Source organism: Vibrio sp. V38_P2S17PM301 (assembly GCF_009904845.1).
GTDB lineage: Bacteria > Pseudomonadota > Gammaproteobacteria > Enterobacterales > Vibrionaceae > Vibrio > Vibrio proteolyticus.
The window spans coordinates 33,642-49,035 of record NZ_WXWO01000102.1; the positions used below are offsets into that span (position 1 = coordinate 33,642).

The window sequence follows — 15,394 nt, forward strand, 5'->3', positions numbered from 1 at the left end:
CGAGAGCAATTTATGTCACTAAATGAAGTGCACATTTCAAGCTTAGTGGTCCATGCCCTACCGGAAGACCTGGAAACCGTCAAAACACAAATCGCGGCGTTTGAAAACGCAGAGATTTATGGCGACAGCCCGGAAGGCAAAATTGTCGTGGTGTTAGAAACCGAAAACCAGGGTTTTGTCACTGACACGATAGATGCCATTAACAACTTACCAAACGTCCTGAGCGCGGTGCTGGTTTATCACCAGATTGAAACCGACCTGAACGACACGGATTCTGACACTGGAACGCAAATTTCCCAAATTGAGGGTGAAGTATGAAAATGACAAGACGTGCGTTTGTGAAAGCAAACGCAGCCGCTTCGGCAGCGGCCGTGGCAGGCATTACACTGCCAGCTTCCGCGACCAACCTGATTGCAAGCTCCGACCAAACAAAGATCCATTGGGACAAAGCGCCTTGTCGATTCTGCGGTACCGGCTGCTCTGTTTTGGTCGGTACTCAAAACGGCCGTGTTGTGGCAACACAAGGGGACCCTGAAGCGCCCGTCAATAAAGGCCTGAACTGTATCAAAGGTTACTTCCTATCGAAAATCATGTACGGGCAAGATCGACTGACTCAGCCACTCCTTCGCATGAAGGATGGCAAGTACAGTAAAGACGGTGATTTCGAGCCCGTGTCCTGGGATACCGCTTTTGATGTTATGGCTGAAAAATGGAAAGCGTCCCTGAAGAAAAAAGGCCCAACGAGTGTTGGTATGTTCGGTTCTGGTCAGTGGACCGTGATGGAGGGTTACGCGGCATCGAAATTAATGAAAGCGGGCTTTCGTTCGAATAATATCGACCCTAACGCTCGTCACTGTATGGCCTCTGCCGTGGTTGGCTTTATGCGTACATTCGGTATTGATGAACCCATGGGCTGCTACGACGACTTCGAAAACGCAGATGCATTCGTGCTGTGGGGTTCAAACATGGCTGAGATGCACCCGGTCCTGTGGACACGAATCACTGACCGTCGTCTGAGCTACCCGCACGTTCGTGTCAACGTTCTATCTACCTATTACCACCGTTCGTTTGAGTTAGCGGACCATGGCTACATTTTCCATCCACAGTCTGACCTGGCGATCGCTAACTTTATTGCCAACTACATCATTCAAAACGATGCGGTTAACTGGGACTTTGTCAACAAACATACCCATTTCAAACAGGCTCAAACCGACATCGGTTACGGACTGCGCGATAACGACCCGCTACAGCAAAAAGCAAAACACCCGAACTCGGGCGACATGTTTGACATGTCCTTTGAGGAATACAAAAAGTCAGTAGCTCCCTATACCGCAGAAAAAGCGTCTGAAATGTCTGGCGTGTCGACAGACAAACTGATCGCTTTGGCCAAACAGTACGCCGATCCTGACACCAAAGTAATGTCACTGTGGACAATGGGCATGAACCAGCACACTCGCGGTGTCTGGATGCAAAGCCTGGTGTATAACCTGCATCTGCTCACCGGAAAAATCGCTACTCCGGGTAATAGTCCATTCTCACTGACTGGTCAGCCGTCAGCATGTGGTACTGCCCGTGAAGTCGGAACGTTCGCACACCGTCTGCCAGCGGATATGGTTGTCGCCAACCCGAAACACCGTGAAATTGCCGAAAAGATTTGGAAATTGCCGGAAGGCACTATCCCGCCGAAACCGGGATTCCATGCCGTATTACAGGACCGCATGCTCAACGATGGCGTCCTGAACTGTTACTGGGTTCAGTGTAATAACAACCTGCAAGCAGGCCCGAACATCAATACGGAGCGTTTACCTGGTTACCGTCATCCCGATAACTTTATCGTGGTTTCGGATCCGTATCCGACCGCAACGGCTCAGGCTGCGGATTTGATTCTGCCGACGGCGATGTGGGTAGAAAAAGAAGGTGCCTACGGTAACGCTGAGCGTCGTACCCAAGCCTGGTATCAGCAAGTCGAGACCATTGGTGACGCAAAATCGGATCTTTGGCAGCTCATGGAGTTCGCTAAGCGCTTTAAGATAGAAGAAGTGTGGCCTGAAGAATTACTGGCCAAGAAACCGGAGTATCGCGGAAAAACCATGTACGACGTACTCTACCGCAATGGTCAGGTGGATGCCTTCCCTATTGAGGAAGCACGCGAATTAAACGATGACGCACACCATTTTGGGTTCTACGTGCAAAAAGGCCTGTTTGAGGAATACGCCACCTTTGGGCGTGGCCATGGTCACGATCTGGCTCCTTACGACCGTTACCATCAAGTGCGCGGCCTACGCTGGCCTGTGGTGGATGGTAAGGAGACCAAGTGGCGATTTAAAGAAGGTTCCGACCCATACGCGAAAAAAGGCAGCGATTGGGACTTTTACGGCAAACCGGATGGTAAAGCCTGGATTATCTCCGCACCATACGAAGCGCCGCCGGAAGTGCCTGATGCAGAATACGACCTGTGGTTATGTACTGGCCGTGTGCTTGAACACTGGCATACCGGCACCATGACTCGTCGTGTTCCCGAATTGTACAAAGCCTTCCCTGACGCAGTCTGCTTTATGCACCACGACGACGCCGTTGCACGCGGCCTGCGCCGCGGCGATGAAGTTCTGATATCGAATAAACGGGGTGAAGTGCGGGCTCGGGTTGAAACTCGTGGGCGCAACAAACCACCTAAAGGCCTTGTCTTTGTGCCGTTCTTTGACGCACGCATTCTGATTAACAAATTGATTCTTGACGCAACGGATCCACTATCGAAGCAAACCGACTTTAAGAAGTGTCCGGTCAAAATCACCAAAGTGGCTTAACCCCCACTCTTTGAATGTACAGGCTGCGAAAGCAGCCTGGTTAAAGAATTGAGCCATCAGGCGGAGAATCAAAAATGAAAAAACTACTTGTTGCACTGATATCTGTAGGCGCTGTGATCACCGGTATTGCACAAGCCGAGTTGGATAACCCCGGCGGCGTGGGCGGAGTCGCATCACTAAGAGGAACTTCCTTACTGGAAGAGACTCGTCCCGCAGACGCGATGAAGAAATACCCTCGTGAGCAAGCACTGGAAAGTGATTACGTTTACCAGCCACCGTTGATTCCACACAACATTCGCAACTATGAAGTATCACTGAATGCGAATAAGTGCCTTTCATGTCACAGCTGGAAGAATGCGAGTGAAATGGGCGCAACCAAGATCAGTGTGACCCACTTCGTTAACCGTGAAGATGCGGTGCTGGCCGACGTGTCACCTCGCCGCTACTTCTGTCTTCAGTGTCACGTACCTCAGGCAGATGCAAAACCTCTGGTCAAAAATGAATATGAACGCGTTGATTCGCTTCGCTAACTCAGGCATCGACTAAAAGAGGCGATTTATGAAACTACTTAAAGCGTTTTGGAAGAGACTGACAAGCCCGAGTAAAGCTGCCGTTGGTATTGTGCTTTTCATGGGGTTTGCTGGTGGTCTTCTGTTCTGGGGCGCGTTCAACACCGGAATGGAAGCGACCAACACCGAAGAATTCTGTTCTGGCTGTCACGCACCGATTGTGGCAGAGATACAGGAAACTATTCACTACTCGAACCGTTCCGGCGTACGTGCGATTTGTTCTGATTGCCACGTGCCGCATGAATGGACAGATAAGATCGTACGTAAAGTTCAGGCATCTAAAGAACTGTTCGCATGGGCCATTGGTACCATTGATACTCCTGAGAAATTCAAGGCACGCCGTGCTCATCTCGCAGAACGTGAATGGGCAAGACTGAAAAAGAACGATTCTCTTGAATGTCGCAACTGTCACCAGTTCGAGTACATGGATTTCTCCGAACAGAGTTCACGTAGCGCCAAACAACACTCAACCGCTCTGGCATCTGGTGAAAAGACCTGTGTAGACTGCCATAAAGGTATCGCACACAACTTACCAGACATGCATGGCGTTGAAGGCTGGGAATAAGGAGAACCTGAATGAGTACATTAGAATCAGTTATCTGGCACGTTCTCGGTTACAGCGCAATGCCTGTGATCATCCTTAGTGGCTTTGCCGCCGTCGCTGTGATTTGTATCTGGCTGCTCTCCATGTGGAAAGACAAAGAATCCTGAGTCAGAATAAAAAAGCCACCGTTGAGGTGGCTTTTTTGTGCGTGTTATTTGTCTGGGTAGCCCTGCGGGTTTTGCGACTGCCAGCGCCAGGTGTCTTGTGTCATCTCGTCCAGAGAGCGTGTCGCTTTCCAGCCCAATTCGGCTTCTGCTTTAGCCGGGTCGGCCCAACATTCTGCGATGTCTCCCGGACGGCGATCCGTCAGTTGATACGGAACCGGCTTACCTGAAGCCTGTTCGAACGCGTGAACCATCTCCAGAACACTATAACCGTTACCTGTACCCAGGTTATAGGTGTGTAGCCCTGCCTTATCACCGACACGTTGCAGAGCCGCTACGTGGCCATCGGCCAGATCCATTACATGAATGTAGTCACGCACACCGGTACCGTCTTTGGTTGGATAGTCACTACCAAACACAGATAAGCATTCTCTGCGCCCGACGGCGACCTGAGAAACAAACGGCATCAGGTTATTTGGGATCCCCTGAGGATCCTCTCCCAGATGACCGCTTGGATGTGAGCCCACTGGGTTGAAATAACGCAGTAAAGTAATGCTCCAATCCGGATTCGCCTGTTGGAAATCCGTCAGACACTCCTCTACCATCAATTTGCTGCGCCCGTAAGGATTGGTCGCGCTGGTCGGGAAATCTTCCGTGATCGGCACTGTTGCCGGATCGCCGTATACCGTGGCAGATGAACTGAACACCAGGGATTTCACACCGGCTTCGCGCATAGCATTCACCAGAACCAGCGTCCCATTCACATTGTTATCGTAATACTCCAGTGGTTTTTCAACCGACTCACCCACCGCTTTGAGCCCGGCAAAGTGGATCACGGCCTCAATCGCGTGTGCTTTTAAGACTTCGACTAACAGCGCTTTATCACGAATATCACCCTGAACGAATTTTGGAGTCACTCCCGCTTCTGCACCGATACGCGGCAGTACACTGGCTTTACTATTGTACAGATTGTCCAAAATGACCGGAGTCATTCCCGCTTCAATCATCTGAATGCAGGTATGGCTACCGATGTAACCCATACCACCTGTCACTAGTACTTTCATTCTGTTTTCCAACTGACGAATTTGAAAGGTATTTTAGAGGTTTTCTTACTGTATGCAACGCATCAGGCCAAAACCAATCGACCTTTGCCCTGCATTTTGGCCCGATACATGGCGGCATCGGCTTTCTTCAGAATGCTATCCAACGTCTCATTACCATGCTCCACATAATACACCCCTACGCTTGACCCTACATGTAAAGTTTGGCCTTGGTACACAACGGGCTCACGAAACAGCTGCAATAAACGTTTGGCCAGCTTGATGGTGTTTTCCCGGTCAGTATGATTCACAATAATGACAAACTCATCGCCCGATAAGCGAGAGACGAGGTCGTGCGCACGCACTTGAGACAACAACCGTTCGGAGATCTGCTTTAATACCGCATCCCCCGCATCATGACCAAAAGTATCGTTGACCGCTTTAAAGCCATCCAGGTCCAAATACAGAACACCAAATCCTTGGTGCTCGGAGAAATTCGCCAGCAGCTCATCGACAATCCGGCACAACTGAGCACGATTCCCCAACCCGGTCAGAGAGTCATGATGCGCGAGATACTCCAGCCGTTCCATCTCTTTGGTGCTCGACAGATCAGAAAAGATAAACACTAAATCATACGCGGAGCTGCTTTCATGATTTTGAATCAGATTCACTTTGACAAACATGGGGATCAGGCGACCATCGATGTGCTTTTCCCAGATCTCCCCTTGCCACAGGCCGTATTCAAACGCAGCATCCGTTATGGTTGGCATCAAAGAGGTCAGTTGATGCCAGTCCATCACCTCGCCGGGAGGCTTGCCCAGAACAGTGTTTTGATGGTATCCCAACATACGACTGAAGGCCGGATTCACCATGGTGATGACACCATCATGATCCAGCACCATCAATCCGTCGTGACTGTTTTCAAACACGCCAGCCGCCAGCCTCTGCCGAGCGCGGTGCGCTTCTTCCTCAGTGACATCCTGAATCGCAAACAGCATCTGCTCCGATCGGGAAAGTACCCGACACGACACCTGAAGTAAGATTTTCCGAGACAGCAGATCAGTCACCCACACCAGTTCATCATCAAAGGTTTTGCCACAATTCAAAGCATCATCGAACAAGCTGCAATCCGGAACCCGAAACAGATCCATCAGACAGGCGTTCTGGATGACATCATCGGTACAACTGAAGACTTCACGACTCGCTGCATTGTGGTGAACGATTTCCCCCTTGCGATTAACAACCAATAAGGCGTGTTGAACGGTCTCGATTACTTCATTGGCAAACGCTTTTTCCACTTCCAGTTTATCCAACGCAAACGTCACGCGTTTTTCGTGCTGACCTAATCTTTCCACCATGGTGTTGAACGCCGTGAACAGCTCACCGATCTGGTCGTTTGACTCTGGGTACAACATAATTCGACGACTGCGATTATCAATGAAGTCCCCCATGGCGCGATTCAGCGCAAAGACTGGATGCACAATGTATTTTTGTACTGTCAAGTAGAGCACGACACTCGCGACAATCATCAAGGTCAAAAACAGCACACTGTTTTCCACAGCCGTTCGATAGAGCAGCTTCAGGGAATCCTTAGATATGGCCATTTTCAAGACCGCGATGCTCTTTTCTCCCCACTGAATTTGAATAGCTGAATAGATGCAATTTTGGCCGATATGAATACCACTGGTTAGGCCGGACAATTGCCGTTCATCTTCTTGGCTAAACTTGAAACCTGGACTGACGTAGCTGGCAAACAGTTGCCCAGAGCGAGTAAACAGCTTTACGCCCAGTACGTCTGGGTCGGCATTGAACGCGGACAGGGCTAACTGAGCTGCCAAGCTGTCTTCTGAATATAAAGAGGTATGCAGATTATGCGCAATGCCACCAGCCAGGACGGTCACTCGCTCGATAAGATTGGTCTCTTCGCGCTGGAGGCTCAATCTGAACATATAAACTTGAGACGCGAAAAAAATCACTCCTGTAAAAACGATAATTGGAAGAACCAATTTGTTCCTGAGCGAGAGTTGGTTGAGTAACTTCATTGTTGTTTTAAAGGCCCCCGGGCGTGTCTGGCAGACACTTAGCAGGCAAACCTCGCCCGATTAAACTTCCATTTTCAATCGTAAATTATTGATTCTTTATTTTGCCTGACGCCGCGGCCCTGCCGTTTACGGCAGAATTAAATGATGACAGCAAACTTGTCGTACTGTTCTCAATTTGGTTTGCAAGCCATTTCCATTGCTGCAACGACATGAGATTCTCAACACTCGTATGTGTTGAGCATCATGAAACTGAGCTATTATTTCATTGAATAGTATCAAATTATAGAAAAAGCATACCTTACGCTTAATAAACCGATTGAATAATGAAACAGATCACCCTTTGGACCAGATTTATGATGGTGAACATCAATGACTAAATCCACGCTGACCCTGAACTGCGATATGGGCGAAAGTTTTGGCCCCTGGAAAATGGGCTGTGATGACAAAGTCATGCCCTGGATTGACATGGCCAACATTGCCTGCGGCTTTCACGCTTCAGACCCACATGTAATGAGCCAAACAATCGACCTCGCGATCCGACATGGCGTACAAGTCGGTGCACACCCTGGATATCCGGATCTGCAGGGCTTTGGCCGTCGATCCATTAGCTACCCGACCAACGAGTTAAGTGAGATGCTGATTTATCAGATTGGCGCACTGAAAGCGTTGTGTGAAAGTAAGAACACCGAAGTCAGCTATGTGAAGCCACATGGCGCGCTCTACCATGACATGATGAAAGATCTGGCTATTTTTGAAGCCGTCGTGGATGCCGTGTCATGCTTTAATGTCCCACTGATGATCCTGGCGACCTCTGACAGTCAGGCGTTTTTTGACATCGCGGACAAATACGAAGTGCCTTTATTATTCGAAGCGTTTGCTGATAGAGCCTACCTGGGTAATGGCTCATTGTGCCCTCGCTCAGAAAGCGGCGCAGTGCTAACACGCGAAGAAGACATCATAAATCAGGTACGTCAGATCGCACGTTACGCGAAAGTCACCAGTAAAGATGGTTTTGTCGTCCCGATAGAAGCCGACACCATTTGCGTGCACGGCGATAACGAATCATCAGCCGGACTGATTGCCAAAATTCGTCAGGCCCTAGAGGAGTAACAGATTGGATTTCGATTACCGAATAGAACCTATCGCAGAATGCAGCATTCTGATTGTATTCGAACACGAACCCAATGCTGAAACGTCTCAGTTAGTGCGTTGCGTCAGTGACGCACTACAGGCAGAACTGGCAGAGTGGTTGATGAACATTACCCCCTCATACAACACCATTCTGATTGATTACTTACCGCACCGCATTTCTATCTTTGATTTCTGTACCAGGACAGAAACTTTGATCAATTCTCTCCAGCCACAACTGAACGCGCACAGCGATACAATTGAGCTTCCGGCTTACTACGATCTATCCGTCGGGCCGGACTTAACACTTTATTTCGACAGAGGTTTATCACTCGAGGATGTGATTCGCCTTCATTCGGACAAGCAATATACGGTCGGAGCGATTGGTTTTGCGCCCGGTTTTGCGTTTTTGACCGAAGTCGATCCGCAGTTAAAGCTCCCCAGAAAAGACACGCCACGCCTGTCACTGCCTAAAGGCAGCATTGCGATCGCTGAAAAACAAACCGCAGTGTATCCCGACAGTTCGCCCGGAGGGTGGAACGTCATCGGCAACTGCCCACTGGCGCTTTATTCCCCTAACCAAGAGCCGATGATTCCGTTCACTGTTGGTCAGAAAGTGCGATTCAAACCCATTAGCCAAGCCGAATTCATCGAACTGGGTGGCACTATCCACAAGGAAGATTTTGTATGAGACACCGCCCTCACCTAGAGGTGAAAAAGCCCGGTCAATTAACTCTGGTTCAAGACTTTGGTCGTTACGGCGTCACACAGATCGGTATTGTTCCCGGAGGCCCAGTGGATGACTACGCCTACAGTTGGGCAAATCATTTACTGGATAACGACATCAATTGTGCCGCGCTGGAAATCACATTGGGTCAGGCCGAATTCGTTGCGCAAGACAAATGCCAGTTGGCATTATGTGGCGGAGACTTGCAGGCCAAACTGGATGGAGTTCGCTTACCCAACTGGTCGGTATTCGTAATGCGCCGTGGGCAAACACTCAGCTTTGGTTTGCCTAAAAATGGCTTGCGAGCTTACTTAGCCATCAAAGGCGGATTCGATGTTCCGTTGCAACTGGGCAGCTGCGCGACAGTGGCCAAAGATAAACTGGGGGGCCTACATTCTAATGGCCGGGCGCTGGAAAAAGGTGATCAACTGTACTTTCACGAGCACCGCTGCAATACGCCATTGAGAGAGGTGTCTTTTCGCTTTCAGCCCAACTACAACTTACCGATCACGTTGCGCGTGATTGAAAGCTATCAATTTGATCAGTTCGACAATGACGCCAAAAACGCAATGTATCAACGTACATTCCAGATCAGCCAGCATTGCAGCCGGATGGGCTATCGCCTGACAGGCAGCACAATCCCTGCGCCTCAGCAGGCGATACTCAGTGAAGGGATTGCTTTAGGGGCGATTCAGGTGCCCCCGGATGGGCAACCGATCGTGCTGTTAAACGATCGACAAACCATCGGTGGGTACCCCAAAATCGGCTGTGTAGCCAGAATTGATCTTCCCCGCCTTGCACAGGCGAAGCCAGGTCAGTCGGTGAGTTTCACACCAGGCGATTTACTGGGACTGCAAGATGCCTGGTGCAAGTGGGCTAAGTTTTTTGGTTATTGATCCCAACCACTTTAGCCAGCGCAGACGGATAACCTCGCTGCTCCGCCAGAACGATCGCCTGGTTTTCGATGGCATCTGCCGTTAACGACAGAGACACCGGGTGCAATGCTTCAATAGAAGCCGTATCGCCATCATCCAATTGCCAGTGCTGCACGAGTTTTCGCGCCGCTTCTAATGCAGATGAACCCTTAACCACCTCCAGTCTGGCATACCCGTTGGCTTCAAACGTTACATCCGCCGCTCGCAAAGTCGCATCATCCCCGGGAATCTGCTGCGCGCCGTACAAAGGTTTTCCCATTGGCGTCGCTGTCTGGTATCCGGGAATAAACTGAGCCACGTGCTCAATCGCGCGCACGCTGCGACGTTCGCTGATATCTTCCAACCAACCGGTGTCCATTTTGCGTTGCAACTCAAGGGGCAACTGTGGTTGAGAAGAAGTGGTGGAGGATCCAACCAAGCCGTTTTTAAACAGCGTGATCTCTTCTGTCATGCCATGCAACTGGAACACGTTGTCAGCGTATGGCGTCAGTTGCGCCATGCCTTTTGACGTGCCTCTTGGACCATGAAAAATCACTTCGGGCCACTGTTCTTCACACTGTGGCCACTGCGTAACATACGCGGCTTTAAATTCCACCAGCCTTTTGCGTTTAAACCCGGCCTGATCGTCCAGTTTTCCAGTTTCGTATCCGCAGGCATTGACCAGATAGTCGGCCTTAAGTTGGGATACGTTGTCTTGATTATCTTTACACGTCAGGCGCCACTCTTGGCCATCATGGCTTGCGCTTATCAAACGCGTATTCAGCTGAACATCACAATGGGGCATCTGGTCAAATGCCAGTGTCGCAGTCGCAGCTAAACGAAATACGCTCCAACCAAATTCGTTGACCATCACTACTGGAAACTTGAGTTGCTCCAGATCCACTCGTTTAGCAAACGGGATTATCCATTCATCAAATGTGATCGGACATTTCGGCTGAACCTGTTGTTTCAGAGCCAACAGCTCTGATTTTTCATAAACTCGATAATAGTCTTCAGGATCGCCTAGCACTCGATTGGCTTCGTTCTGTTCGACCAACTCACGGTAGGAATCAGCAACCACTGTCAACCTCGGCAAGAGCTCTTCTGGCTGACCGCCATCACTGTGTGGTACCGCAATAATTGTTGGCCTCACATTCAGTGTATGTCGATACAAACGTACAGATTCGATGGACTGCTTTAACAGTTCGATGCACTGCTGCTGGGAGATTTCTCGATAGAGGTTGCCCCCAGCATGCAAATGACAGATCGGTGGTCCGTTGACTAATCCATCACTTTTTTCGATCAGTGAGACACGCACACCTCTTTCTGCCAGGTGCAGTGCTGCGGTTGCTCCGGCGACACCTCCACCGATCACGGCGACGTGTGCAGGCGATGTATGTTTACTTAGGTGAGACATTAAAACTGCTGACACTCAAATTCTGCCGATATTCTAAAGCCTTTATGCCATTAAAAAAATCACATTTTTTTCGCGTCTTTAGTTCAGATATATTTCAGTTGCAAGACGTAAAAATTAAAAAAAAGGCTTGACGGACATATTTGCCAGAGGCGTTTTTTTAACCATGTGAATAACAAAACTGGCCAAAAGTCCGTAGTTATTGGGCTAGGACAAATGGCCAGTTATCTACAGTTTGAGTTATCCCATAGCTTATCCACTGTTTTTGTGGATAACTAGAAAAACATCCCCGACTTGACTTAACTAAACTCTTTATTTACAGGGGTTAATAGCCTTTTTATTAAACTACTCACCACCACAAAAAGTGTGCAAAAAGTAGCCAGAGGCAACATTAACCACATGGAAAGGTGCAGCGCTGGGGACAATTCAAACCCAAATTTCATCACACCGGCGACAACCAGCTCCGAACCGAAACTGGCAACCACACCTGCAATCAACGCCATCAGTCCATATTCCGCCCAGATAGTGCGTGTCACCCGTTTTTTACTCGCACCTAACGTCCGGTAGAGGCGAATTTCGTCTTGGCGTTGTGACAAACTCAGCCGCAGCAGAGTGAAAATCAGTAACAGCCCAGCCACTACACCAATAGCCGCAAGTAAAGTTATCGACCAGACAATCTGTGTTAATAACTGCTGGATTTTGGCCCCCATGCTGCGAATATCCATCAGGCTGACCGTGGGATGATTGCGCGACAATGACGTGACCAACGCATCATGCTGTTGATCGATCCGGAAACTGACTAACCAGGTGGCCGGAATGCTGCTCAGCACATCCGGAGTGAAAATGAAGTAAAAATTAGGTTTCATGTCTCGCCATTCCACATGACGGATTGAGTTAACTCTGGCGCTGAGCGTTTGCCCGTTAATGACAAACGTCAGTTCATCACCAAGCATCAATCCCAAATCGCTCGCCACATCAGACTCTACCGAAACCCCATTGTCATCCGTCCACTCCCCTTGTAATAAGTCGTTGTGCTCAGGCACATCGTCTGCCCAGGTAAAGTTAATTTCACGACGCAAGGCATCACTTGCCTCCCCACCATTGGCGACTTGTTTGGCGTCTTCGCCATTTACTTTCGATAAGCGTCCGCGAATAATCGGATAGGCTTCTGAGCGGTCGACACTCGCGCTATCGAGGGCGTTGAGGTAAGCGTCTTTTTCGTAAGAAGCGATGTTTAATGCAAATGCGTTGGGGGCATCAGGAGGAATGGTTCGCTGCCAATCGCTAAGCAAATCTGTGCGAACCAGCCACATTACCGCCAACAACATCAGTGACAGGGCTAGTGCGCCAAACTGAACGCCGGAAGACAGAGAGGATCGGTTGATGCGGCTTAGCGCCAGTTTAAACGATGTCGACAATGGCAGACGCGTCAGACTACGGGTCACCAACACCGACAGCATCCCCAGCACAATGAACAACACTAAAATACCCAGCAGTACAATCCACACCAAACGATTGTCGCTGTAGGCGTAAACCATTGGCAGCAGAGGAACCAGTATCAGCCAGGCATAACGCCGGTTGGTTTTGTCATCAGCCTGAGGTTGCATCACATTGACCGCGTTGATATTCAGCAACGACAGCAACGGGATGCCAAGTGCCGGAACAGCAATCAATACACTGGCCCCAATCGCCAACAGCGCCGGTACCATTCCATACCCCGGCAGCGGATTGGGCAACAAATCCGTTAGAGGTATGCGCAGGAGAACTTCAAGTAATATGCCAATGATGATGCCAAAGACAGAAGCAATCAAAGACAGAATCAGTACCTGGGTTGACAACCAACGCCGAATCCAGCGGCGGCTTGCCCCGAGACTTTTCAACATAGCAATGGTCTTTTTCCTGGTCGAAACGTAATGCTGACACGTGAGTACCAGTGTCGTAGCGGCCATAATCACCACTATCGCCACCGTCAGTGACAGATACTGTTCGGTACGCTGGAATACTTCGTTGGTCCGACTGGCTGAGTTCTGATCGCGCCAGCGATCGCTCGGTGTTAACGTTGATGACGCTTTGAGTGTTTCAATTTGCTCATCCGTACCATTAACGAACAAACTGTAACGAACTCGACTTCCCAGTTGCACAGCACCGGTCTTCTCCACATCGGCCTGATTGATCAACACCGCCGGCATCTGCTGAAACGGGTTGAAGCTCAAGCCTGGCTCTTCAACGATACGGCCTGTTATCACAAAATCGGCGTCACCTAACGTGACCTTGTCACCAATAGTGACCTCAAGCAGATTGAATACCCGTTCATCAAGCCACAACTCGCCTGGCTTGACATGTTGGCGCTCTATTTTCCCGTCCGACAAACGCATCTCACCGCGCAAGGGATAATTTTCTTGCACTGCTTTTACGGTTACCAACTGCATGGTCTGTTCACTAAAAGCCATGGTGGCAAAGCGTGTCATAACAGAGGTGTTCAGTTGCTGATTTCGTGCCGCCGCCTGCAACGCTGGTGGAACTGGATTGGCGCTGACGTAAACACTGTCTGCGGTTAACGCTTCTTTCCCCTGTTTTACAACCACCTGTTCCATGCGTTCTGCCAGAGCAGACAAAGCAAAAATACAGGCGATGATTAAGGTCAACGCGACTGAAATGGGCCACAACTGTCCATGGCGGATTTCATTCCAGCTCCACGACCAGATACGTCTATTGGACTGATTCACCGTGCCAGACATACTCATGCCTCCTCCAACCGACCTGACTGGATATGCAGTCGGCGGTCACAGCGCTGGGCAAGATTGATATCGTGGGTAACCAGAACCAGCGTTGTGCCGTGTTGTTGGTTGAGGTCGAAAAGTAACTCGATAACTTTGGCTGCGGTTTTCTGATCCAGGTTGCCAGTAGGCTCATCCGCAAACAGAATCTTAGGCTGAATCATGAACGCCCGTGCCAGAGCAACACGTTGTTGTTCACCACCCGAAAGTTGCGATGGTGAATGATCCATCCGATGTTCCAATCCAACAGAACACAGCAGTTCCCGTGCACGCTCAGTGTCTTCTTCTTCACCTTTGAGCAAACACGGCAATGTTACGTTCTCCAGCGCCGTTAAGCTCGGAATTAACAGGAAGCTCTGAAACACGAAACCGACGGACTGACTGCGGATTGCCGCTCTGGCCTCATCGTCTAGTTGCGACAAAGACTGCCCCAACAATTCAACGTCTCCACCGGTCGCTGTATCTAATCCGGCCAACAATGTCATTAGGGTCGATTTTCCTGCGCCTGACGTTCCGACAATCGCCACACTCTCACCATTTTTAATGTCCAGATTTATGTTGGTTAAGATTGTTAAACTTTCCTGTTTAGTGGAGACTACTTTACTAAGAGACTCAGCTTTAATAACGGATGTTTGCATGATTCGACTACTTTCCTTGATTTTTATTCTGATATTTTCGGTTCAAACGCGTGCTGAAACACTGTTAATTCTGGGCGACAGCCTCAGTGCAGGCTATCAAATGCCTATTGAAAAAGCATGGCCCAGCTTGTTACCGGATGTGTTGGTACAAAAAGGCAAACCGGTCGATGTGATCAATGGCAGCATCTCTGGTGACACCACGGGAAACGGTCTCGCCCGATTGCCACAACTGCTGGATCAGCATAAGCCTGATAGTGTGTTGATCGAGCTCGGCGCCAATGACGGGCTGCGTGGTTTCGCTCCCCCTATCATTAAGCAGAATCTCAACACCATTATTGATACCATAGAAGCCGCTGGTGCAACGCCTATTCTGATGCAAATTCACGTTCTGCCTAACTATGGCAAACGCTATACCCAAGCGTTTTCCGGTATTTACCCTGAGCTGGCCACTGATCGCTCGGTAGCGTTGATCCCGTTTTTCCTCGAAGGCATCATCACCAGTAATCCACAGTGGATTATGGATGATGGCCTGCACCCAAAACCTGAAGCTCAGTCCTGGATTGCCGAATTTGTCGCAGATTCAATCGTCGATTTACTCTAAGCCTGACTATTTAATGGTTTAGCTCAATAAAC

At 49.6% G+C, this 15,394-nt stretch carries 14 protein-coding genes; 9 read left to right on the plus strand and 5 right to left on the minus strand.

Annotated features, from left to right (window positions below):
• Positions 1-12: 12 nt before the first annotated feature.
• The 5 genes from CAG64_RS21665 (at position 13) to CAG64_RS21685 (ending at position 4,084) form a co-directional block, all read left to right on the plus strand.
• On the plus strand, positions 13-318 hold the full coding sequence (locus CAG64_RS21665) for a chaperone NapD (RefSeq protein WP_161457387.1): 306 nt from the start codon (positions 13-15) through the stop codon (positions 316-318).
• Positions 315-2,804: a periplasmic nitrate reductase subunit alpha gene (napA, locus tag CAG64_RS21670; protein WP_021705313.1), complete on the plus strand. Its 2,490-nt coding sequence runs from the start codon at positions 315-317 to the stop codon at positions 2,802-2,804. Before CAG64_RS21665 ends, napA begins: the two co-directional genes overlap by 4 nt.
• A 74-nt stretch (positions 2,805-2,878) precedes the next feature.
• Positions 2,879-3,334, plus strand: a complete 456-nt coding sequence (locus tag CAG64_RS21675) for a nitrate reductase cytochrome c-type subunit (RefSeq protein ID WP_161453792.1) — start codon at positions 2,879-2,881, stop codon at positions 3,332-3,334.
• A 28-nt stretch (positions 3,335-3,362) separates the two neighbouring features.
• Positions 3,363-3,938 carry a NapC/NirT family cytochrome c gene (locus CAG64_RS21680; protein WP_021705315.1) on the plus strand — a complete coding sequence of 192 codons (576 nt, stop codon included), beginning with the start codon at positions 3,363-3,365 and terminating at the stop codon, positions 3,936-3,938.
• Positions 3,939-3,949: 11 nt separating this feature from the next.
• Positions 3,950-4,084 carry a TIGR02808 family protein gene (locus tag CAG64_RS21685; RefSeq protein WP_021705316.1) on the plus strand — a complete coding sequence of 45 codons (135 nt, stop codon included), beginning with the start codon at positions 3,950-3,952 and terminating at the stop codon, positions 4,082-4,084.
• Between the two features lie 44 nt (positions 4,085-4,128).
• On the opposite strand, the gene galE is transcribed toward CAG64_RS21685, so the two are convergent.
• Both galE and CAG64_RS21695 read right to left on the minus strand, forming a co-directional pair.
• Positions 4,129-5,145: a UDP-glucose 4-epimerase GalE gene (gene galE / locus CAG64_RS21690; protein WP_161457388.1), complete on the minus strand. Its 1,017-nt coding sequence runs from the start codon at positions 5,143-5,145 to the stop codon at positions 4,129-4,131.
• Between the two features lie 62 nt (positions 5,146-5,207).
• Complete coding sequence (locus tag CAG64_RS21695) at positions 5,208-7,070, minus strand: diguanylate cyclase domain-containing protein (protein WP_237668139.1); 1,863 nt, start codon at positions 7,068-7,070, stop codon at positions 5,208-5,210.
• A 462-nt stretch (positions 7,071-7,532) separates the two neighbouring features.
• Here CAG64_RS21695 and CAG64_RS21700 point away from each other — a divergent pair, with 462 nt between their 5' ends.
• The 3 genes from CAG64_RS21700 to CAG64_RS21710 are packed head-to-tail and all read left to right on the plus strand — an operon-like array spanning position 7,533 to position 9,914.
• Complete coding sequence (locus tag CAG64_RS21700) at positions 7,533-8,273, plus strand: 5-oxoprolinase subunit PxpA (RefSeq protein ID WP_021705319.1); 741 nt, start codon at positions 7,533-7,535, stop codon at positions 8,271-8,273.
• Positions 8,274-8,277: 4 nt separating this feature from the next.
• Positions 8,278-8,982 (plus strand): 5-oxoprolinase subunit B family protein, encoded by a 705-nt coding sequence (locus tag CAG64_RS21705; protein WP_161447589.1) that lies wholly within the window; start codon positions 8,278-8,280, stop codon positions 8,980-8,982.
• Positions 8,979-9,914, plus strand: a complete 936-nt coding sequence (locus CAG64_RS21710; RefSeq protein WP_161447588.1) for a biotin-dependent carboxyltransferase family protein — start codon at positions 8,979-8,981, stop codon at positions 9,912-9,914. Before CAG64_RS21705 ends, CAG64_RS21710 begins: the two co-directional genes overlap by 4 nt.
• Here the strand turns inward: CAG64_RS21710 and CAG64_RS21715 are convergent.
• The 3 genes from CAG64_RS21715 to CAG64_RS21725 form a co-directional block, all read right to left on the minus strand.
• Positions 9,895-11,349, minus strand: coding sequence for an FAD-dependent oxidoreductase (locus CAG64_RS21715; protein ID WP_161447587.1), 1,455 nt, complete (start codon positions 11,347-11,349; stop codon positions 9,895-9,897). The two genes, CAG64_RS21710 and CAG64_RS21715, sit on opposite strands and share 20 nt — an antisense overlap.
• A 296-nt stretch (positions 11,350-11,645) precedes the next feature.
• The gene (locus tag CAG64_RS21720; protein ID WP_161454173.1) at positions 11,646-14,084 is read right to left on the minus strand and encodes an ABC transporter permease; all 2,439 of its coding nucleotides are present in this window, start codon (positions 14,082-14,084) and stop codon (positions 11,646-11,648) included.
• A gap of 2 nt (positions 14,085-14,086) precedes the next feature.
• A complete protein-coding gene (locus CAG64_RS21725; protein ID WP_161457389.1) occupies positions 14,087-14,761 on the minus strand; it encodes an ABC transporter ATP-binding protein in 675 nt (224 codons plus the stop codon).
• On the opposite strand from CAG64_RS21725, the gene CAG64_RS21730 reads away from it, so the two are divergent.
• Positions 14,760-15,362, plus strand: coding sequence for an arylesterase (locus tag CAG64_RS21730; protein WP_021705325.1), 603 nt, complete (start codon positions 14,760-14,762; stop codon positions 15,360-15,362). The two genes, CAG64_RS21725 and CAG64_RS21730, sit on opposite strands and share 2 nt — an antisense overlap.
• Positions 15,363-15,394 lie beyond the last annotated feature (32 nt).